The 19,797-nt window shown below is 38.4% G+C and carries 22 protein-coding genes and 3 tRNA genes; 12 read left to right on the plus strand and 13 right to left on the minus strand.

Annotated features, from left to right (window positions below):
• Positions 1 to 18 precede the first annotated feature (18 nt).
• The gene (locus OQH61_RS02065; protein ID WP_266025594.1) at positions 19 to 1,623 is read left to right on the plus strand and encodes a phosphoethanolamine transferase; all 1,605 of its coding nucleotides are present in this window, start codon (positions 19 to 21) and stop codon (positions 1,621 to 1,623) included.
• Here OQH61_RS02065 and rmuC read toward each other — a convergent pair.
• From rmuC to ribA, 8 genes are all read right to left on the minus strand, one after another.
• Positions 1,620 to 2,975, minus strand: a complete 1,356-nt coding sequence (rmuC, locus tag OQH61_RS02070; RefSeq protein WP_266025596.1) for a DNA recombination protein RmuC — start codon at positions 2,973 to 2,975, stop codon at positions 1,620 to 1,622. The genes OQH61_RS02065 and rmuC overlap by 4 nt on opposite strands.
• Entirely contained in the window at positions 2,976 to 3,455 is a 480-nt protein-coding gene (gene moaC, locus OQH61_RS02075; protein WP_266025597.1) for a cyclic pyranopterin monophosphate synthase MoaC, read from the minus strand. It abuts the gene before it with no gap.
• 162 nt (positions 3,456 to 3,617) lie between these two features.
• On the minus strand, positions 3,618 to 4,148 hold the full coding sequence (mog, locus tag OQH61_RS02080; RefSeq protein WP_266025893.1) for a molybdopterin adenylyltransferase: 531 nt from the start codon (positions 4,146 to 4,148) through the stop codon (positions 3,618 to 3,620).
• Positions 4,149 to 4,156: 8 nt separating this feature from the next.
• Complete coding sequence (gene mobB, locus OQH61_RS02085) at positions 4,157 to 4,708, minus strand: molybdopterin-guanine dinucleotide biosynthesis protein B (RefSeq protein WP_266025598.1); 552 nt, start codon at positions 4,706 to 4,708, stop codon at positions 4,157 to 4,159.
• A gap of 30 nt (positions 4,709 to 4,738) precedes the next feature.
• On the minus strand, positions 4,739 to 5,185 hold the full coding sequence (locus tag OQH61_RS02090; RefSeq protein ID WP_266025599.1) for a molybdopterin synthase catalytic subunit: 447 nt from the start codon (positions 5,183 to 5,185) through the stop codon (positions 4,739 to 4,741).
• The gene (locus tag OQH61_RS02095; RefSeq protein ID WP_266025600.1) at positions 5,185 to 5,409 is read right to left on the minus strand and encodes a MoaD/ThiS family protein; all 225 of its coding nucleotides are present in this window, start codon (positions 5,407 to 5,409) and stop codon (positions 5,185 to 5,187) included. Before OQH61_RS02095 ends, OQH61_RS02090 begins: the two co-directional genes overlap by 1 nt.
• Before the next feature lie 45 nt (positions 5,410 to 5,454).
• Positions 5,455 to 6,705 carry a molybdopterin molybdotransferase MoeA gene (locus OQH61_RS02100; protein ID WP_266025601.1) on the minus strand — a complete coding sequence of 417 codons (1,251 nt, stop codon included), beginning with the start codon at positions 6,703 to 6,705 and terminating at the stop codon, positions 5,455 to 5,457.
• A gap of 29 nt (positions 6,706 to 6,734) precedes the next feature.
• A complete protein-coding gene (gene ribA, locus OQH61_RS02105; protein WP_266025602.1) occupies positions 6,735 to 7,352 on the minus strand; it encodes a GTP cyclohydrolase II in 618 nt (205 codons plus the stop codon).
• A gap of 164 nt (positions 7,353 to 7,516) precedes the next feature.
• Here ribA and OQH61_RS02110 point away from each other — a divergent pair, with 164 nt between their 5' ends.
• Both OQH61_RS02110 and OQH61_RS02115 read left to right on the plus strand, forming a co-directional pair.
• Positions 7,517 to 8,953 carry a catalase gene (locus OQH61_RS02110; protein ID WP_266025603.1) on the plus strand — a complete coding sequence of 479 codons (1,437 nt, stop codon included), beginning with the start codon at positions 7,517 to 7,519 and terminating at the stop codon, positions 8,951 to 8,953.
• A gap of 47 nt (positions 8,954 to 9,000) precedes the next feature.
• Positions 9,001 to 9,474 carry an ankyrin repeat domain-containing protein gene (locus tag OQH61_RS02115; RefSeq protein ID WP_266025604.1) on the plus strand — a complete coding sequence of 158 codons (474 nt, stop codon included), beginning with the start codon at positions 9,001 to 9,003 and terminating at the stop codon, positions 9,472 to 9,474.
• 39 nt (positions 9,475 to 9,513) lie between these two features.
• On the opposite strand, the gene OQH61_RS02120 is transcribed toward OQH61_RS02115, so the two are convergent.
• Positions 9,514 to 10,197 carry a DedA family protein gene (locus tag OQH61_RS02120; RefSeq protein WP_266025605.1) on the minus strand — a complete coding sequence of 228 codons (684 nt, stop codon included), beginning with the start codon at positions 10,195 to 10,197 and terminating at the stop codon, positions 9,514 to 9,516.
• A 122-nt stretch (positions 10,198 to 10,319) separates the two neighbouring features.
• Here OQH61_RS02120 and OQH61_RS02125 point away from each other — a divergent pair, with 122 nt between their 5' ends.
• The 9 genes from OQH61_RS02125 (at position 10,320) to OQH61_RS02165 (ending at position 18,676) form a co-directional block, all read left to right on the plus strand.
• Positions 10,320 to 10,967: a carbonic anhydrase gene (locus OQH61_RS02125; RefSeq protein ID WP_266025606.1), complete on the plus strand. Its 648-nt coding sequence runs from the start codon at positions 10,320 to 10,322 to the stop codon at positions 10,965 to 10,967.
• Positions 10,968 to 10,976: 9 nt separating this feature from the next.
• On the plus strand, positions 10,977 to 11,789 hold the full coding sequence (kdsA, locus tag OQH61_RS02130; RefSeq protein ID WP_266025607.1) for a 3-deoxy-8-phosphooctulonate synthase: 813 nt from the start codon (positions 10,977 to 10,979) through the stop codon (positions 11,787 to 11,789).
• A 27-nt stretch (positions 11,790 to 11,816) separates the two neighbouring features.
• Positions 11,817 to 12,287, plus strand: a complete 471-nt coding sequence (gene ribH / locus OQH61_RS02135; protein ID WP_266025608.1) for a 6,7-dimethyl-8-ribityllumazine synthase — start codon at positions 11,817 to 11,819, stop codon at positions 12,285 to 12,287.
• 10 nt (positions 12,288 to 12,297) lie between these two features.
• Positions 12,298 to 12,765, plus strand: coding sequence for a transcription antitermination factor NusB (gene nusB / locus OQH61_RS02140; protein WP_266025609.1), 468 nt, complete (start codon positions 12,298 to 12,300; stop codon positions 12,763 to 12,765).
• Positions 12,766 to 13,470, plus strand: a complete 705-nt coding sequence (gene pyrF / locus OQH61_RS02145; protein ID WP_266025610.1) for an orotidine-5'-phosphate decarboxylase — start codon at positions 12,766 to 12,768, stop codon at positions 13,468 to 13,470.
• 36 nt (positions 13,471 to 13,506) lie between these two features.
• Positions 13,507 to 14,340, plus strand: a complete 834-nt coding sequence (panC, locus tag OQH61_RS02150; RefSeq protein ID WP_266025611.1) for a pantoate--beta-alanine ligase — start codon at positions 13,507 to 13,509, stop codon at positions 14,338 to 14,340.
• 9 nt (positions 14,341 to 14,349) lie between these two features.
• Positions 14,350 to 15,582, plus strand: a complete 1,233-nt coding sequence (locus tag OQH61_RS02155; RefSeq protein WP_266025612.1) for an Opr family porin — start codon at positions 14,350 to 14,352, stop codon at positions 15,580 to 15,582.
• A gap of 83 nt (positions 15,583 to 15,665) precedes the next feature.
• Positions 15,666 to 17,930, plus strand: coding sequence for a ferrous iron transport protein B (gene feoB, locus OQH61_RS02160; RefSeq protein ID WP_266025613.1), 2,265 nt, complete (start codon positions 15,666 to 15,668; stop codon positions 17,928 to 17,930).
• Positions 17,931 to 17,995: 65 nt separating this feature from the next.
• Positions 17,996 to 18,676 carry an HAD family hydrolase gene (locus OQH61_RS02165; RefSeq protein WP_266025614.1) on the plus strand — a complete coding sequence of 227 codons (681 nt, stop codon included), beginning with the start codon at positions 17,996 to 17,998 and terminating at the stop codon, positions 18,674 to 18,676.
• Between the two features lie 34 nt (positions 18,677 to 18,710).
• Here the strand turns inward: OQH61_RS02165 and OQH61_RS02170 are convergent, their stop codons facing one another.
• The 4 genes from OQH61_RS02170 to OQH61_RS02185 form a co-directional block, all read right to left on the minus strand.
• Positions 18,711 to 19,424 carry a hypothetical protein gene (locus tag OQH61_RS02170; protein ID WP_266025615.1) on the minus strand — a complete coding sequence of 238 codons (714 nt, stop codon included), beginning with the start codon at positions 19,422 to 19,424 and terminating at the stop codon, positions 18,711 to 18,713.
• A 55-nt stretch (positions 19,425 to 19,479) separates the two neighbouring features.
• A tRNA-Arg gene (locus OQH61_RS02175) sits at positions 19,480 to 19,556 on the minus strand.
• Positions 19,557 to 19,571: 15 nt separating this feature from the next.
• A tRNA-His gene (locus tag OQH61_RS02180) sits at positions 19,572 to 19,648 on the minus strand.
• 19 nt (positions 19,649 to 19,667) lie between these two features.
• A tRNA-Pro gene (locus OQH61_RS02185) sits at positions 19,668 to 19,745 on the minus strand.
• Positions 19,746 to 19,797: the final 52 nt, after the last annotated feature.

Genomic DNA, 19,797 nt, shown 5'->3' on the forward strand with positions numbered 1-19,797 from the left:
GGCGGAGTTTAAAGAATAATGCGATACCATAAAGTTTATATGCGAAAATATTTTAAAAAACTTCCTCAATTTTCCCTTAATTATCATTTCCTTATTCTCCTAAGCAGTGCTTTTATTGTCTTTTGTTTGAATGATTTTTTTCATACTACTTTTAAAACTGCTGCACATCAAGCTGGTTTTGATTATCTTATATGGCTAAATGGCACGATACATACTTTGATTTTAGCTCTAGCTTTTGAAATAATTACTCTGCGTTTGAGCGTGAAGTATATAATAGGTATAGTGTTATTATTATGTAGTGTCTGTGGATTCTATATGGATTCTTTAAGTGTTGTATTTGATGAGGATATTATCCAAAGTATATTTGAAACACATATAGATGAGGCTTTTGATTTAATCAGTTTTGGGCTTATTCAATATGTTTTATTATTTGGAGTGCTTCCTGCTGTCTTACTTGCTTTTATTAAAGTCAAGAAAGTGCCCTTTATTCGTGCATTTTTTCAAAAATTGGCATTTATTGTGATATTAAGTGTGCTTATTGGCGGAAGTTATGGATTATGGGGAAAGGATATTGTTTTTGTGTTTAAGGCGCAAAAAAAGCTTGAGAATATGCTCAATCCTATTTCACCTCTACGCTCCTTGTTTCTTTATGTACAGAATTTACAAGAAGAAAACTTTGTTCCGACACTCATCGCACAAGATGCTTACTTAATGCAAACAACGCCACCACAAATTGTTGTATTGGTTATTGGTGAGAGTGCAAGAAGTGCAAATTTTGCTCTTAATGGCTACACAAAGCCTACAAATCCCTATACAAATGCTCTTGATGTGATAAGTTTTAAGGATTTTTATTCTTGCGGCGTTGTTACAGCTATTTCAGTGCCTTGTATGCTAACAAATTATACACAAGAGACTTATACAAATCGGAATCTTTCTTTGTATATCAATAATATCCTTGATATAGCTCAAAGTGTGGGATATGAAGTGTGGTATTTGGGCAATAATGGTGGTAAATGTGTGGGGGGCTGTGATAGAAATATTAAACATACTCTCCTTTACCCAAGTGATAGCTTTGATGGTGTGATGTTGCCTGATATTCAAAAAATTATTGCAGGGGCTCAAAAAATGCAACGCAACACTTTTGTTGTTGTGCATCAGTATGGCAGTCACGGAGCTTCTTATAATAAGCGGTATCCAAAAGATTGGACGCGCTTTACTCCTGTTTGTGAGCAAAAAGAGCTTTCAAAATGCACCTATGAAGAAATTGTCAATGCGTATGACAATTCGCTTGTGTATAGTGATTGGGTATTGGCTCAAATCATAGAGAATCTCAAAAAGGTAACCTCTATGCGTTCTATGCTGTGGTATGTAAGCGACCACGGCGAAAGTTTGGGAGAATTAGGGCAGTATATGCACGGGGGGTTAGGCTATACTCTTGCACCAAAGTATCAAAAACATATCCCCTCAATAATGTGGTTTAGTGCAGGGTGGGAAAGATTCCCAAATGCAGCAAAGACGCGCGTAAATGATCATTTAAGCCACGATTATGTATTTCATACTTTGCTGCATATACTTGGAATACAGACAAAAGATTATCAAAGCACACTTGATATAATGCCTTAAATATCCTCTTGTATTTGCAATGTTTCAATTTCTGTGCCCTGAAGCAATTTATGAATGTCTTTGCTTTTAGGTGCAATGCCTTGTTTGCCATTGTATTTGGTCATTACATCATCATAAGTTTTTTTCATTGTATCAATATTGCGCCCTAGTTGCTCTAGCACACCCTCAAATTTTTCAATGCGTTCAAAAAGTTTTTTAATCTCATTAAAGATTCTATTAATATTTTTGTCGCGGTATTCAATTAGCCATAAATTATGGATAATACGAAGCACCGCCATAATCGTAGTAGGCGAGACAAGCACCACTCCTTTTTGATATGCTTTATCATAGAGTGTGTAGTCATACTGCATTGCTTCTAAAAACGCTCCCTCAATGGGGATAAACATCAACACAAAGTCAAGCTTTTGCCCTTGCAAGTGGTGTTGATAGTTTTTAGCACTTAAATTATTAAAATGCGTTTGTATGGAGTGTGCTAATTCTTTTTGTGCATTTAATTTTTGCATTTCATTTTGCGCGTTGCATAATTTTTCATATGCTACAAGCGAAGTTTTAGAATCCACCACTACACATCGCTGTTCATTGCCACTTTTGGGCAATTTTACGATTGCATCGGGGCGCAATAATTGTGATTGCTCATCGCGCATACTTGTTTGCAATTCATATTCTCGTCCCTCTTGTAAGCCGCTATTTTCAAATACGCGTTGTAAAATAATTTCACCCCAATTTCCCTGCGTTTTATTTCCACCTTTAAGCGCGTTTGTAAGATTATGTGCGTCATTTGAAAGCTGCACATTGAGCTTGCTTAATTGTTCAATTTGGGTTTGTAAGGCGGTGTGTTGAGTAAGTGTAGTAGTATGATTATCATTGAGTTGCTTTGTGAATCTTGCAATTTCCTCTTTAAGCGGTTGAAGTGAGAGGAGCTGCATTTGATTGAAACTTTGTGTATTTTGACGCAAAATATCTGAACTTAGAGCTTTAAAGGCATTTTTTAATTCTTCTTTATTTTTATCTTGCTCCTCTTGTGAGCGATAAAATTGCTCTTGGAGCGTATTAAGCATATTTGCAGAGCGTATTTTTTCCTCGCTCAATCGCGTTTCACACACTTCTTGTATGTCTTTAAGTCGTTGAGTGTGGGTAGATTCTATCATTTGGAGCATTGTTTGAGCTTGGGTATATTGTTTTTCAAGGCTTTGGATTTTTTGCTGCAAAGATTCTATCGTAGCATTATGGGCTGTAATAAGTTGAGATTGTTTTTTCTTAAAGCGATGATTGAGCCATAGCCATACGCTTCCACCGCTTAGGATAAGACTTGCACATATAAGTAGAATAAGGCTAGGGATATGAAGTGGCATTTACGAATCCTTGCGCACAAAATCACCGCTTTTGCCACCACTTTTTGATTGCAGGCAAATATCACTTATTATCATAGATTTATCAATGGCTTTAAGCATATCATAAATGGTTAAAAGCCCTATACTCACGCCTGTAAGCGCTTCCATTTCTACGCCTGTTTTGCCCTCACATTTTACTAAAACACCAAGTGTGATAGAGTGCTTAGCGGGATTTGGGGTTATATCTACATTAATTTTATTTATCATAAGCGGGTGGCACATAGGGATAAGATTACTTGTCTTTTTGCTTCCCATAATCGCAGCAACAATCGCAGTTTGCGTAATGCTCCCCTTTTTTCCTGTGTGATTTATCGCTGCTTCAAAGGCTTGTTCGCTCATTGAGATAACGCCACTTGCGTATGCCTCACGCGTAGTAATATCTTTATCACTCACATCAACCATTGTAGGGTTATTATGTTCATTGAGATGCGTAAGCTGCATATTGCTCCTTAATTGCTTTTTTAAAAGGAGCATTATATCAATTTTAGCTTATTTCTTTTGAATTTGCTTGTGATTTTATCCAAAATACATCATAGAGTATAGAGTTTATTCTTGTGTATGAGGTATCAATGTAGCATTGTTAATGATAATTTAAACATTTTCTTACGCTTTAGGGCGGAAAACTTGAATGTTGGCGGTATTAGCGTGGATATAGCTCCCCTCAATCAAATCAATGCAATATGGCACAGCTGGAAATACTGCTTCTAAGCATTCTCTAATGCTTTTTGGTTTGCCCGGCAGATTGATAATCAGCGATTTGCCTCTAATCCCCGCACTTTGACGCGAGAGAATCGCAGTTGGCACATATTTGAGACTCACACTTCGCATAAGCTCTCCAAAGCCCGGCAACATTTTTTGACATACAGATTCTGTTGCTTCTGGTGTTACATCTCTTTTAGCTGGTCCTGTGCCACCTGTCGTAACGATTAAATCACACCCCACTTCATCACTTAACTGCACAAGGTAAGATTCTATCAAATCTTGCTCATCGCTTATGATATGATAGTGATATTCGCAAGGATTGAGGATAAAATCACTTAAAACCTCTTGTATCGCTTTGCCTGAAATATCCTCATATACGCCTTGAAAGGCTCTATCACTAGAAACTACAATGCCTATTTTGATTGTTTGCATAGTGTGCATTATGCTCCTTTAAATGAATGAGATTGGGGGTAGGTGCTGATAAACTCTGCGATTTGCCCTGTGTCATTGAGGTTAAGAATAGGCAAAGCAGAGGGGAGAATATGCGTATTTTTCACACTCTCATCAATAGCAAATGCGTGAGCATAAGGAATATACGCAGATTCTATTTGCCCTCTAGCTATTACAATGCGCGGAAAAGGCAGCGTCTTAAGCCCCTCAATAAATATATAATCATAGTCTTTAAATTGCTCTAGAACAGCATAAAAGGCATTGGATTCTATCTTTTGCGTGTCTTGGGGATTTTGAGAATCTATGTTGTGTTTTGTCTGTAAAATGGTGCGGGTAGGGGAGATAAGAGCCACTGCATTAGAGCGTTGAAAAAACTCATAGGAATCTTTGCCTTGCGTATCAAAATATGCCTTATCCTTTGGGTCGTGCTTAATCACAGCAACTTTTGCTTTTGGCTTAAAATACTCGCAGAGTTTGCAAATAAGGGTTGTTTTGCCACTATTGCTTTCTCCGCTAAAGGCAAAAATAATAGGCGTGTGCATTTTGTGCGCTCCTTAAAGCATTGAGAGAATCTAGGTATCGCTTAAAATACCGCTCCCCTGCAAGGGTTTGCTTCGCTCTCTAGCATAGATTCTCTGATTATTGATTATATCATATTTCCAAATAGGCGCATTTGCCTTGAAATCCTCTATAAAATTCTCATATATGCCAAGCACACCTTTGCGTTGTGAGGAGATAATACCGCACATATAAGAGCTTTGTCCGCATAGCACATCACCTACACTATGTGCCATACATATATAAGTATCATAATGATTGTGCGCCCTCTCTTGCCACTGCATAAACCATTTTTGCAAGAGCGGCTCATAAATATCAAAACTCAACGCGCTGATATTATTTTCTGCCCGCACGATACCTGTAAAAATACTCAACGCCCCTGCATTACGCTCTCTTGCAAAGCTCTCCCAACTTTCATAAATGGTATGTGTAGGCAAAGCTCCTTGATAAAGTTCTAACATTACCCACCGCATACAGGAGGTAGAAGCACCACTTTATCGCCATAGGAAAGAGGATAGGAGAGGTCTTCAATAATTTCATCATTGACTGCCACAGCACTTATATTAAGCCACGAACGCAATGATTCATCTTGGCTTAGAATCTCTTTGAGTTCTTTGAGCGAGTGAGCCTCTAATTCGCGTGAGGGAATATCACTCATTGGACCTAAAAAATCAACTTTAATCATCTTTGCCTCCTTGTTTGGATTCTAAAAATCATAGCAAAGCTAAAGTTAAAACTGATTTAAGAGCATTATTTGGATAGATTCTCCTGCTTGCAGGTTACTACCATTTTCCGCAAGGAGCGCGAGAGCAGTATTGTGTGTGAGATTATTAATCATTGAGCTTTGCAGAGATTTTTTGGTGCTAAATCTCACTCCAAGTACGCCATTATCGTTCATAACCTCACAAGCGCGAAACTCCATACGAGAATCTGTGCGAATCACATCTTCAAGGAGCTTTGCTTGAAGTGTTAAAGGGGCATAGATTCTATTTTGTAAGCGCGCAAGTAGAATGAAGCCAAAAAGCAAAAAAGTAATTGCACACGAATTTGGGAATCCGGGCAATCCAAGCACAAAAGTTTTCTTATGGGCATTGCAATATGTGCCACAAGTAACAGGTTTGCCCGGCTTTAATCGCACACCTTTAAAATGTATGTGTGTAAGCTCTTTGATGACTTCTTGGGTATAATCATAATCTCCCATACTCATACCTCCTGCGCTAAGAAGCACATCGCATTCTTTAAGTGCTTGTTCATAGGTAGCTTTAAGCAGTGCCTTATCGTCTTTGATAAGAGGATAAATAATAGGTTCTTGTCCCATTTGTAAAAGTAAAGATTCCAAAAGATGAGCATTCACACTCCGCACCATATTTGTATGCTCACTCATTGCACCCACTTCAACAATCTCATCACCTACGCATATTACACCTACACGCACTTTTTGATAGACTTGGACAAAATTTATATTGAGTTCAGCGAGCAAACCAATTTCAAAAGCACCGATTCTATCGCCCTTACGCAGTAAAATCTCACCTTTTTTGTAATTATCCCCCACTTGCCGAATCCATTGAGCTTGACGCACTTCATCTTTAGGCACATTGAGGAAGATTCTATCATTTTCAAGTGTAATATGCTCTACAATGATAAGTGTATCAGCATTTATGGGCATTAAAGAGCCGGTAAAAGTTTTGATTGCATAGCCTTTTTGCAATGTAGGGCGAGTGGGATTCCCTGCTTTATTTGGTGGGAGTGTTTTTAAACCTTTGGAAAGAAGTAGAGGCAAATCTTCAAAAGTGATAGCATAGCCGTCCATTGCCGCAGTAGGATAGGCAGGATAATCCTGTGGTGCGCATATATCTTGTGCGCAGATTCTATGAAGTGCATTTTTAAAATGCACCTGTTGTGTGCCAAGTGGTTGAATGGGTAAATCTTGTATAATTTTTAATGCTTGTGCATAACTTACCATTGTTGGATATTCTGCCATAATTACTCCTTTGTAAAGTGCCCTATTCTTTAAAGCAAATGCCCAAGTTTTTGTTTTTTGACTTCTAAATATGCTTGATTGTGAGGATTGCTTGGTGTGATGATGCTTTGGCGCAAGATTTTTGCATAGGGCTTTAGCGCGTCAATTTTGCGCGGATTATTCGTAAGGAGATGAATATGCGTGATATGAAAATGTTTAAAAATTTCTCCTACAATTTCATAGCTTCTTGCATCGCTTTGGAATCCTAGCTTTTCATTTGCTTCCACCGTATCATAGCCCTTATCTTGCAAGGCATACGCATTAATCTTATTAAATAATCCAATACCGCGTCCTTCTTGACGCAAATAAATAAGCATTCCTCCTTGAGCATTGTGCGCGATTTGTTCCATTGCAAGAGCAAGTTCATTGCCACAATCACATTTTTTTGAGCCAAATACATCGCCAGTGAGACATTCGGAATGAATCCTCACAAGCGGAGTCTCTCCAAGCGTGTGTGTAAAAACTACAAGATGTTCAAGCAAGGTATCATTCGCCGCATATTCACGAAAGCTTTTGGTAAGAAAGTTACCAAAACGCGTAGGGAGATTAGCTTGATGAGAAATCTCATATCGTATAGCATTGATAGTATTGTGCATTGCATTATCCATTATGCTTCCTTAACTTTGTGCGTGGATTTTAAAGTTGTAGATTCTAAAATAATTTATTAAATCTTGTAGTTAAAAATAAAGACAAATTTACTGAATCATTAATATTTGGTTTTATAGTGAAGTTGCATTGATGCAAGAATATTTTATTAACTAAAGGAGATTTTATGAACAAAAAGCTAACAACAGCCACAGGCAAACCATTGGGCGATAATCAAAATTCAATAACAGCAGGACAAAGGGGACCAAGCCTCCTCCAAGATACTTGGCTTTTAGAAAAACTTGCACATTTTGATAGAGAGAGAATCCCAGAACGTGTAGTGCATGCCAAAGGAAGCGCAGCTTATGGAGAACTTACTATTACAAATGATATTACACAATACACAAAAGCAGACCTTTTTAGCAAGGTGGGTAAAAAAACAAAAGCATTTTTGCGCTTTTCAGTGGTAGCAGGTGAGCGAGGAGCAGCAGATGCAGAGCGTGATGTGCGCGGATTTGCACTTAAACTTTACACAAATGAGGGAAATTGGGATATTGTGGGTAATAACACACCTGTGTTTTTTATTAAAGATGCGATTAAATTTCCTGATTTTATCCATACACAAAAGCGAGACCCTAAGACAAATATGAAAAACCCTGCAGCAATGTGGGATTTTTTGAGTTTGCATCCAGAATCTTTACATCAAGTAACAATTTTAATGAGTGATAGGGGGATTCCACGTAGTTACCGAGAAATGCACGGATTTGGTAGCCATACATATAGTTTTATCAATGCAAAAAATGAACGCTTTTGGGTGAAGTTTCATTTTGTTTGCTTACAAGGTATTGCTAATCTTACTAATAAAGAATCAGAGGCAATTATTGCTAAAGATAGAGAATCTCATCAAAAAGATTTATTTGAAAACATTGAAAAAGGCAATTATCCTAAATGGCGATTCTGTATCCAAGTAATGACTGAAAAAGAGGCGCAAAACTATCGCTTTAATCCTTTTGATTTGACAAAGGTATGGAGTCATAAAGACTATCCGCTCATTGAAGTGGGGATTTTGGAGCTCAATAAGAATCCGCAAAATTATTTTGCCGAAGTAGAACAAGCAGCTTTTAATCCTGCAAATATCGTGCCCGGCGTAGGATATAGTCCCGATAAAGTGTTGCAAGGACGACTTTTTAGTTATGGTGATACACAAAGATACCGCTTGGGCATTAATCACATTCAACTTCCTGTAAATGCACCTATTGTGCCTGCAAGCAACACACATCGTGATGGTTTTATGCAGCAAGGTCAATATGGTGATAGATGTAATTATGAGCCAAGTTCTACAAATGACTATACCGAAGATAAAAATGCGCTTGAGCCACCGCTTTTTGTCCAAGAGGGTGATGTAATGTATAAATATGACCATCGTGAATATGAAGATGATTATTATGTACAAGCGGGGGATTTGTATCGCTTGATGAGTAGTGAGCAAAAAGAAGCATTGTGTCAAAATATCAAAGAATCTATGGAGGGTGTGCCTGTGGAGATTAAAAAGCGACAACTTGAGCATTTTAAAAAGGCTGATAAATCTTATGGTAAAAGAGTAGCAGAGCTTTTGGGATTGTAAATAAATTGGCTTAAAACATTTGTTTTAAGCCTTATGATGAGTGCAAAATGAAAGAAATTCTCACACAAGCAGAGCAAGAAAAGCTAGAGGAATTATGTCAATATGCCTTTGAATGCGCAAGAAATAATGATGTAGATTCTTTGGAGATAATGCTTAATGCAGGATTGAATGTGAATCTTGCAAATCATCAGGGCAACACGCTCCTTATGTTAGCAGCTTATCATAATAATCTTGAAGTGGCAAGAATGCTCCTTGAAAGAGGTGCTTTGGTTGATAAGAAAAATGATAAGAATCAAACGCCTCTTGCAGGAGTGTGTTTTAAGGGTTATGAACAAATGGTGCAGCTGCTTCTTACCTTTGGTGCAAATCCCAATGAAGATAATGGTATGGGGCTAACGCCTCTTAATTGTGCGTGTTTTTTTAGACGCAAAGGTATTCTTCGTATGCTTCTTAAGTATTCCCAACGCAAACTTACTTTTATGCAAAGAGTGAGCCTTTTTTTCTTACGCATTAAGGATTGAGAGCATAAACGCACTACATTGATTTACAAAAGATTAACCCTATCTATTGCGTTTTTGAATGCGCCAATAGCATACATAGCCTACTATGCACACTATCACAAAGCCAAGTGTATAAAATCCTGCTTGTTTGACTATATTTTTAAGCTCTATTTCTTGCGCACTTGGCGTTGTGGAAGTAAAGGCGTGGATTATAGAATCTATATTCATATCTGTGCCAAACCACACACCTGCATAATATCCAATGAGTGTGAGGATAATCACCCAAATCCCCGCACCCAAAGATGTATAAAGACAAAACTTTATAAGATTCATTCTTGCAAGTCCAGCAGGAAGAGAAATGTATTGTCTTATAATCGTAATCAGTCTGCCTACAAAAGTGCTTATTGGTCCGTGTTTGAGAAAGAAAGATTCCATTTTTTGCATTGTAGATTCTGTAAAAAAGACATATTTGCCATAGCGGATAAGAAAATCTCGCCCAAATTTGAGCGCAATGTAATAATTAAATAACGCCCCAGCAAGAGAACCAGCAATGCCACAAGCCACTGCGATAAAAGCATTCATTTCGCCTTTAAAAACCAAATATCCAGCAGGTATCATTACTACTTCAGAGGGGAAGGGAAAAAAACTTGATTCTAAAAACATCATTATAAAAATCCCTCCATAACCCAAAGTGCCTACAATTTCTACAATAGTATTGATAATGTTTCCAAGTAGCTCTCTCACACTTTTGCTCCTTATAATGAATAAATTTGTTTTTCGTATCCTGTCATTATTTTAGTTTGATATAATGCCATACTTTGTTAAAGATTACGAGTGATAGATTAACCACAAGGGGAAAAAGAGGTATGAAAGAGTTATTTGAAGGGGCAATCAAATTTCGCGAGGAAGACTTTAATGAGCATAAGGAGCTCTATGAAAGCCTTAAAAAAGGGCAAGAGCCTCATACATTGCTTATTACCTGCACAGATTCGCGAGTCGTGCCAAATCTTATCACAAATTCCTTGCCCGGTGATTTGTTTGTCATACGCAATATGGGCAATATTGTCCCACCCTATCTTGGAAGCGATAAGAATATGCGTGGAGGATATTTGGCAACGACTTCAGGCATTGAATATGCGCTTAGTATTTTGGGTATTAAGAATGTCATTATTTGTGGGCATAGTGATTGTGGAGCGTGCTCTGCAATTTATGAACCACCAGAGGAGCTAGAAAAAGCTCCATATGTCAAAAAATGGATTGAGCTTTTAGAGCCGGTTAAGCAAAAAGTTGATGCACTCAAACCTAGCTCAAAAGCTAAGCGTAGGTGGCTTATGGAGCAGATTAATATTGAACATCAGCTTGAGAATCTAATGACTTATCCTTTTGTAGAAGAGCGTTTTGATAGAGGAGAGCTTAATGTTTATGGGTGGTATTATATTATTGAAACAGGCGAGATTCTTAATTATAATATGATACAACGCGAATTTAAGCCGATTAATAAAATTAAATCATAAGGAGAAAAGATGATTTTAATGAGCGGACCTTGTGTGATTGAAAGTTATGAGGCGCTAAGTGCAGTCGCACAAGCATTAAAGCCTTTGAGTGAAAAGGCAGATATTGATTTTTATTTTAAAGCGAGTTTTGATAAGGCAAATCGTACGAGTTTGGAGAGTTATCGCGGACCAGGGCTAGAGAGAGGACTTGAATTATTATCTGAAATTAAAAAACAATTTGGCTATAAGATTATCACCGATATTCACGAAAGCCACCAAGCAAAGCATATTGCAAAAGTAGCGGATGTGATACAGATTCCTGCATTTTTGTGTCGCCAAACAGATTTAATCGTTGAGGTAGCAAAAACAGAGTGCATTGTAAATATCAAAAAAGGGCAATTTATGAATCCCGCAGATATGCAGCATAGTGTCTTAAAGGCGATTAAAACGCGTGGAGGCACACAAGCTACTTATGAGCAGTCGCAAAAATATGCTGTATGGCTTACAGAACGTGGAAGTACTTTTGGTTACGGGAATCTTGTCGTTGATATGCGCTCCCTTGTGATAATGCGCTCTTTTGCACCTGTGATTTTTGATGCCACGCATAGTGTGCAAATGCCCGGTGCAGCGGGAGGCAAAAGCGGAGGTGATAGCTCATTTGTGCCCTATCTTGCTCGTGCTGCTGCTGCCGTGGGAGTAGATGGATTCTTTATGGAAACACATTTAAACCCAAAAGAAGCACTGAGTGATGGACCAAATATGGTGCAAACAAATGCGCTTATCCCGCTTATAGAGCAGTTGTGTGATATTGAGAATCTCACACAACATCAAAATGGCAAATAGATTCTCAAATCAATCAAGGAGTGAATAATGAACATTATTGAGGGTAAATTACAGCTTACAGGCGATGAGAGGATTGCGATTATTAGTTCTCGTTTTAATCATTTGATTACAGATAGATTAGTAGAGGGTGCGAAAGATTGTTTTGTGCGACACGGCGGACTTGAAGATTTGCTTGATTTGGTGCTTGTGCCCGGAGCGTATGAGATTCCCTTTGCGCTGCAAAAGATTCTCTCACAGGGCGAATATGATGGAATCTGCTGTCTTGGCGCAGTGATACGAGGCTCTACGCCGCATTTTGATTATGTTTCTGCCGAAGCGACTAAAGGCATAGCGAATGTTACGCTTAAATATGGCGCACCTGTAACTTTTGGCGTTCTCACTACTGATAGTATTGAGCAAGCTATTGAGCGCGCTGGGACAAAGGTTGGCAATAAGGGATTTGAAGCAATGGCTGGGCTTATTGAGCTTATTAATCTCTATCGTAAAATTGGAGCTTAAAGAGTAATCTATGGCGACACGTACACAGGCGAGAGAGGCAGTTATTGGTATGCTTTATGCCTATGATGTAGGGAATGAGAGTATTCTTGAAGTGGCGCGGAGTATGCTTGAGGAAAAAAAGATTAAAAATAAGCAGCAAGATTTTGCCTTTTGCCTTTTGGAGGGCGTGATAACACATCTTTCTGACATTGATTTGTGCATTGCTCCTTATTTAAAGGAATGGGAGTTTTCACGACTTGGTGGAATGGAACGCGCAATGTTAAGACTTGGAGCTTTTGAGATTCTCTATACCGATACAGATACGCCCGTGGTGATTAATGAAGCAGTGGAGCTTGGGAAAATCTATGGTGGCGAAGACAATGCACCGCGCTTTATAAATGGTGTGCTTGATGCACTTAGTAAGGCACATACAAGAAAGTCAAAGCGTGAAATTACAACACAAGATATTCCAAATAATGTTTTAGGCAGGGAATCATAAATGAAATTATGTATCGCCCTTGATAATCCACATTTGCAGGATAATCTTATGTTGCTTCAAGAGTTAGATTCTCTCTCTCAATCTCAAAAGCAGGACATATGGCTTAAAGTAGGATTGCGAAGCTTTATTCGCGATGGCATACAAGGTATAGAATCGCTTAAAAGGTATGGTGATTATAGAATCTTCCTTGATTTGAAGCTTTATGATATTCCAAATACTATGCTTGATGCGATTATGGAGGCTCAAAAGCTAGGTATTGATATGCTTACCATTCATACAAGCTGTGGTTTTGAGGCGATGAGGGCGATTGCAAAACTGAAAGAAAATCAGCATAATATGCCCTTAATCGTGGGGGTGAGTGCGCTTACAAGTTTTGATAATGAGGGCTTTATGGAGATTTATAATGCTTCACTTTTTTCCCATACGCTCAAACTTGCTTCTTTAGCTTTTCAAGCAGGTATTGATGGGGTGGTGTGCTCAACGCAAGAGAGTTTGGCAATCAAAAAAGCAACTCACAGCACATTTTTAACCATTACGCCGGGCATTCGCCCTTTTGGTGAGAATGCCAATGACCAAAAGCGCGTGGCAAGATTGCAAGATGCACTAGATTCACAAAGTGATTTTGTTGTTATTGGGCGTCCGATTTATAAAGATAGTAATCCTCTTGGCGTTGTAGAGAGAATCTTGGCTTGTAAAGATAAATAGTGTTATCAATGCAGATAAAAATATAATGGAGCAAAAGTGAAAATTATACAGAGCATTTGTGAGATGAAAGATTATCGCGCAGGAATCACAAATGATAAAAGGGTGGGTTTTGTAGCTACAATGGGTGCACTTCATCAAGGACATTTAAGTCTTATACAAGCCTCAATAGCGGCGAATGATTACACAATAGTTTCTATTTTTGTCAATCCTACGCAATTTGGAGCAAATGAGGATTTTGGTGCTTATCCACGCACATTGGAAGCAGATATAGCACTTTGTGAGAGGGCGGGAGTGAGCACAATTTTTGCCCCAAATGTAGATGATATGTATGATGATGATGAGGTAGGATTGTTTGCACCAAAGAAAATGGGATATATTTTGGAGGGCTTTGATAGACCGACACATTTTGCAGGTGTGCTTCAAGTGGTACTTAAACTTTTTTGTTTGATTAAGCCTCATTGTGCGTATTTTGGACAAAAGGACGCACAACAAGTGCTTATTTTGCAAAAAATGGTGTGTGATTTGTTTTTGGATATTGAGATTGTGCCTTGTCCAATACAAAGAGATAGTGATGGTTTGGCTTTGAGTTCGCGTAATGTCTATTTAAGCGTGAGTGAGAGGCAAAAGGCTTTGTGTATCCCGCGCACGATTATGCTTATAAAAAAGAGCATTCTTCAAGGAGAGAGAGAAGTTGCCACACTTAGAGCAATGGCTTTACAATCTTTGCAGAGTGAGGATATTACGCTTTTTTATGCACAATTTTGCAATCATAAGCTTGAGCCCATCACACATATTGTGGAGAATGAAAGCATATTTTTGATTGCTGCAAAGGTGGGGCAAACGCGTTTGCTTGATAATTTATGGATTTAAGGGGAGGAAATGAAAGTTAAGAATCTGTTTTTGCTCGCACTCTTTTATAGCAATATATGGGCTTATGATAGCATTGATGAGGCACTAGAAAATGGTATTTCAAGTGGCGATATTACCTTTTATGGTAACTATACTAATAGCAAAAATAATGGAAAATCTGATATTGAAGATGTCGGATATATGGTGGGTAGCGTAGGTTTGGCTTATCATTCTGCATTTTGGAAATATTTACGCGTGGCAGTGAGTTTTCGTGCATTAGGCGTTATGTATGAGCATAATGAGCATTCGCAGTGGAATAATGAGCCACTTTTAAATAATCCTAATCGTTATGGGCAGGGCGATGCTTCTAGGGATTTTTATACGAATCATCGCACAATGCTTGGGCAATCTTATGTGGAATATTTTGATGGCGATACAAGTGTGAAAGTAGGGCGTGTGTTTGTGGATTCTGAATGGGCAGATAGACTTATTGATGGGTTGTGGGTGCGTAATCGCTCCTTGCCAAATACGCTTATTGAAGCGTTATGGGCAAAAAATAATGGGTATGTGCAATATAATAAAATGACAGGATTCTATGATGTAAATCCTCATAGTGCATTAGGACTTACGCAAATGAGCTTAAAATATCATCTTGGCGATGTAGTGAGTTTTAAAGTTTATGGCATTGCCAATCCGGAAGTTTTTTATGCAACAGGTATAAAGGCTATGGCGCGTTATGAGAGCTCACAATCTTATATTGGTTTGAGCGGACATTTTAGCACAAGTTTTGAGCAAAACTATGGCAGATTCAATGGTGAAAATGGTAATGGATACAATACTGATATTAAAGTGTATGTGGGCGTAAAAGATATGGCTGAAGCAAGTGGTGGCTTTGTAGGGAGTGGGGCAAATGTCGGTTGGGGTTCGCTCAATACACTTGGCAATAGCATAAGTCCATTTTTTATGTGGGGTGGAAGAGCTTTACTTGAAGGGGTAGATGCAAGTTTATGGTATGGCAAAGTAATGTTTGCCATTGATAGAGTAAGCTTTGCAGTAGTGTATGGCAGCACAAAGTTTCGTGCTCCAAGAATTGATAACATAAGCAATCCCTATGATAGAGTAAATGAAGTGAATCTTTTGCTTGATTTTGGCTTCACAGAGCACTTAAGCGCACTTTTAAATGTGCTTAACACGCACGGAGGAGCACAAAGATATTATCCACATACGACAAATGTTAATCTTGGTATGAAATTAGCATTTTAAAGCAATTAAGAATAAATATTAATTTTATTGACTTCAGATACAAACTCAGCTAAAATGATATGATTTAAAGAGTAGGATAGAGAATGAAACCAATTACGATTGTGTGTGTAGGGCAACCAAATGTTGGGAAAAGTTCATTAATCAATAAAATTTGTGGTGTGCATTTAAAAGTAGGAAATTTCACAGGCGTAACGATTGAAAAATCTGAAGCACAGCTTGCCTATAAGGGCTATAATCTGCGCATCATTGATTTGCCCGGCATTTATTCACTCAATGATTACTCACTTGAGGAACGTTTAACAAAGCAGTTTTTAGAAAACGAAGAGTATGATGTGATTTTAAATGTGCTTGATTCTACAAATTTGGAACGTTGTTTATTCCTCACAACGCAGCTTTTGGAGCTTAATTCGCGTATGTGTTTAGCATTAAATATGAGTGATGAGGCAAAAAAAGAGGGTATTGACATTGATAATGCGCTTTTGGGAGAGATATTAGGCGTAGAGTGCGTGAGTGTATCGGCTTTGCGTGGGGAGAATATGCAGCTTCTCCTTGATACACTTATCAATGTCGCCACTCTCGCTCCTAAAGCAAGTAAGCGTGTCTATACTGATTTCTTAGAAGAAGAAATTTCAAATATGCACACATTTTTAGCCCAAAAACATTATGCTGATGTGCAGATGTTATTGGCTCAAAAGCACAGAGGTTTGCAAAGTTTGCGTGATATAGCGATTAAGCTTCTTAAACAAGATAGTTTTGTGAGCGGAGCTTTGCACGATAAGGGTTGTTGGGTAGAATTAAGTGAATATACGCAAAAGTGTATCCAAAGACTTTATACTCAAAGTGGTGAAAATAATGTGCGTGATATTTTAAATAATGATGCGCTTAGCTTTGCAAAAGGCGCAAGTATGGAATCTAGTCGTATTTCTGCTCCGCTTGAGCGCTCTCTCACACAAAAAATTGATGCACTTTTGCTGAATACATATCTTGGGATTCCCATATTTTTGTTTTTGATGTGGCTTTTGTTTCAAGTTACTTTTTATGTCGGGGAGTTTCCTAAAGTATGGATTGAGGAGAGTGCAGCAGATATTGGTGCGTGGATAGAGGAGCACTTACCTTTCTCATTTCTTGCTTCTTTGCTCTCTGGTGGGATTATTGCAGGTGTTGGAGCAGTGTTGAGCTTTTTGCCTCATATTTTGATACTTTTTTGTGGCATTGTGTTTTTAGAAAGCACAGGATATATGGCGCGAATTGCATTTTTGCTTGATGGATTTTTTCATAAATTTGGTTTGCACGGCAAGAGTTTTATACCGCTTGTAACAGGCTTTGGTTGCTCTGTCCCTGCGTATATGAGCACACGAATGCTTAAAAATCATAATGATAGAATGCTCACACTTTTTATTATTAATTTTATGAGTTGTGGCGCGCGTTTGCCTGTTTATACGCTTTTCATTGGCGCTTTTTTCGCACCGCAAATGGCTGGAAATGTGCTGTATGGAATCTATATTTTTGGTGCACTTGTGGGGCTATGTATGGCAAAGATTCTAAAGCTTACTGCATTTAAGGGTGATGATGAACCTTTTGTAATGGAAATGCCTAAATATCGTCTGCCCACCCTGCGACTTATAACTTTTAGTGTGTGGCATAAGGCAGTGAGCTATGTCAAAAAAGCAGGGACTTTTATACTGCTTGCTTCAGTGGTGATTTGGGTTGGCACACAATTCCCCAAAAATGAGGCATTAAAGCAGCAAATGATAGAATCTACACATCTCATAAAGGCACAAATTGAAAAAATCAATATGGAATGCTATGAGCAATCCAGTGCTGCTGTGGATTCTATAAAATTGAGCCAATCCCAAATACAAGATTTGCCCTGTGAGCAAAATAAGAAAAAAGCCCTTCTTGCCTTGCAAGCGCAATTAGATGATGTAGAGCATCATTATCAAGCTACACTTGTGGAACAAAGTTATCTAGGACGCATAGGGCAGTTTATACAGCCTGTATTTGCGCCTATGGATTTTGATTGGAAACTTTCTGTTTCACTTCTTAATGGGCTTTTGGCAAAGGAGACAATTATATCAAGTATGGGTGTGTTGTATGCACTTGGCGATGATATAGATGAAAACAATACTACGCCATTGCGTGATGTACTCCAAGAGCATATCAGCTTACCTAGCGCGATTGCATTTATTTTGTTTATTATGTTTTATAATCCTTGTTTTGCAGCAAGCATTGTTTTTGGCAAGGAAGCGGGTGGAAAGCGATATATCGCCTATTTGTTTATTTTCACAAGCGTGGTGTCATATATATTTGCACTTCTTGGATATGCCCTAACGCGTGTATTTTTTTAAAGATTCCTAGATTTTAGATTCTAAAAAGTAGAGTAGAGATGAAAAGGCGGGGAGGAGCATAAGAGATGATAAGTTTGCAGCAAAAAACTGCCATTATCCTTTTTGATTTGGACGGCACACTTATAGATTCCACACAGGCTATTTATATGAGCTTTTGTGAGGCTTATAAAACAATGTGTGCAGAGCTTCCTGCATTTGAATGTGTCAAAAACTCTATCGGGCATACTTTGGAGGATATGTTTGTGCAAAATGGCGTGGCACGCTCTGAAGTGCAAGAATATGTCAAAGCTTATAGAATCCACTATCGCGTACTTATGGAGGAGGGCACACATTTGCTTCCTTTTGCCAAAGAGGCGATTATCAAAGCGTATGAGTTTGCAAATCTTGGCATTGTAACGACTAAGCGCGGGGATTTTTCGCAGATTCTCTTGCAAAAGCTTGGCGTGTGGGAGTATTTTGATGATATAATCGGCATAGAATCTGTGAGATTCCCCAAACCTCATACAGAGCCAATTTTAAAGGCATTAGAGCATTTGGGTGCAGCGCAAAAAGGCATTAATAATCACAAAATCTTTATGATAGGCGATACCTCGCTTGATTTGAGTGCTGCTAAAAATGCGCATATTAACGCTGTGGGAGTGCTATGTGGCTTTGGCAAGAGGGACGATATGGAATCTTTCAATGTGCCTTTGTGCGAAAATACGCTTGCGGCTGTGCATTATATTGCCCAAAAGTGCGGCGTTTAGTCTTTATTTAAACTTGATATAACATAATGAAGTGCTAAGGCATATCTGCTGCTTCCTCATCAAGGTGTATAAGAGCGTCTCTTGTGATGTTTTCAAAGCTATCATTATAAGTTTGCATTTGTGTCTCACTTAAATTTTGCTTCTTTTTTATATATTGTGCTAAATCATCAAAAATTGACATATATAATGTGCAACTTGCCTCAAATTCTAGCCCATCAAAGCGGTTACAGACATTTCTACCCCACAACGAATCGTTATTTATTTCAAACTCTAGTTCATCGCGCACTGCCACAGATTCTTCTTTGTCTATGCTCAAATAAGCGATTATTTTATAATGTAAAAGAGAATCTAATGAATGTGTATCGGTGCTTATTTGGTGATTGTGTATTTGTCTTACTATATCAGCTTTATACACTTGGATTTGTGCATAGGTGCAGCTTTGCTCTTCTATAAATTCCTCATTTGTTTGAATTTTATAATTTTCATTAATGCTTTTAATGTTCTCACACTGCTCTTGAGTGAGGGAATTAATGTTATCAAGTTTTTCTTCTTTGAGGAGATTTTTAAGCACTTCATCTAAGCTTAAAATTCGTTTTTCATTCTCTAGTATTTTTGCAGATTTTGATAAAACTTCTTGTGCTCCTTGCACTTTAGAGCCCTCAAAGGGTGTTTTCTCGCCCTCTTTGTTGCCTTCACAAGCGAGAAAAAACATTCCTGTAAGTATCATTTGCAAAATTTTTATTGTCATAGCTCCCCTAATTATTTGACTGCAATTTTTGCTTGTATAACTAGAATTATAAGTGTGGCACGCCCGAAGGGAGTCGAACCCCTAACCCCCAGATCCGAAGTCTGGTGCTCTATCCAATTGAGCTACGAACGCATAAGTTTGAAAAAATGGGGTGGGAGATGGGGCTCGAACCCACGACCCTCAGAGCCACAACCTGATGCTCTAACCAACTGAGCTACACCCACCATAAGGAAAACTTAAAAATGGTCGGGGCGAAAGGATTCGAACCTTCGACCCCTTGGTCCCAAACCAAGTGCGCTAACCAGACTGCGCTACGCCCCGACACAAAAGCCGCTATTATAGTATAACGCTACCTTTTTGTCAAGAATGACAC

Source organism: Helicobacter sp. MIT 21-1697 (assembly GCF_026241255.1).
GTDB lineage: Bacteria > Campylobacterota > Campylobacteria > Campylobacterales > Helicobacteraceae > Helicobacter_C.

Bases quoted from the DNA above. Each gene is read 5' to 3' on its own strand.
- OQH61_RS02065 (WP_266025594.1), top strand. From the start codon at position 19: ATGCGATACCATAAAGTTTATATGCGAAAATATTTTAAAAAACTTCCT.
- rmuC (WP_266025596.1), bottom strand. From the start codon at position 2,975: ATGCCACTTCATATCCCTAGCCTTATTCTACTTATATGTGCAAGTCTT.
- moaC (WP_266025597.1), bottom strand. From the start codon at position 3,455: ATGCAGCTTACGCATCTCAATGAACATAATAACCCTACAATGGTTGAT.
- mog (WP_266025893.1), bottom strand. From the start codon at position 4,148: ATGCAAACAATCAAAATAGGCATTGTAGTTTCTAGTGATAGAGCCTTT.
- mobB (WP_266025598.1), bottom strand. From the start codon at position 4,708: ATGCACACGCCTATTATTTTTGCCTTTAGCGGAGAAAGCAATAGTGGC.
- OQH61_RS02090 (WP_266025599.1), bottom strand. From the start codon at position 5,185: ATGTTAGAACTTTATCAAGGAGCTTTGCCTACACATACCATTTATGAA.
- OQH61_RS02095 (WP_266025600.1), bottom strand. From the start codon at position 5,409: ATGATTAAAGTTGATTTTTTAGGTCCAATGAGTGATATTCCCTCACGC.
- OQH61_RS02100 (WP_266025601.1), bottom strand. From the start codon at position 6,705: ATGGCAGAATATCCAACAATGGTAAGTTATGCACAAGCATTAAAAATT.
- ribA (WP_266025602.1), bottom strand. From the start codon at position 7,352: ATGGATAATGCAATGCACAATACTATCAATGCTATACGATATGAGATT.
- OQH61_RS02110 (WP_266025603.1), top strand. From the start codon at position 7,517: ATGAACAAAAAGCTAACAACAGCCACAGGCAAACCATTGGGCGATAAT.
- OQH61_RS02115 (WP_266025604.1), top strand. From the start codon at position 9,001: ATGAAAGAAATTCTCACACAAGCAGAGCAAGAAAAGCTAGAGGAATTA.
- OQH61_RS02125 (WP_266025606.1), top strand. From the start codon at position 10,320: ATGAAAGAGTTATTTGAAGGGGCAATCAAATTTCGCGAGGAAGACTTT.
- kdsA (WP_266025607.1), top strand. From the start codon at position 10,977: ATGATTTTAATGAGCGGACCTTGTGTGATTGAAAGTTATGAGGCGCTA.
- ribH (WP_266025608.1), top strand. From the start codon at position 11,817: ATGAACATTATTGAGGGTAAATTACAGCTTACAGGCGATGAGAGGATT.
- nusB (WP_266025609.1), top strand. From the start codon at position 12,298: ATGGCGACACGTACACAGGCGAGAGAGGCAGTTATTGGTATGCTTTAT.
- pyrF (WP_266025610.1), top strand. From the start codon at position 12,766: ATGAAATTATGTATCGCCCTTGATAATCCACATTTGCAGGATAATCTT.
- OQH61_RS02155 (WP_266025612.1), top strand. From the start codon at position 14,350: ATGAAAGTTAAGAATCTGTTTTTGCTCGCACTCTTTTATAGCAATATA.
- feoB (WP_266025613.1), top strand. From the start codon at position 15,666: ATGAAACCAATTACGATTGTGTGTGTAGGGCAACCAAATGTTGGGAAA.
- OQH61_RS02165 (WP_266025614.1), top strand. From the start codon at position 17,996: ATGATAAGTTTGCAGCAAAAAACTGCCATTATCCTTTTTGATTTGGAC.
- OQH61_RS02170 (WP_266025615.1), bottom strand. From the start codon at position 19,424: ATGACAATAAAAATTTTGCAAATGATACTTACAGGAATGTTTTTTCTC.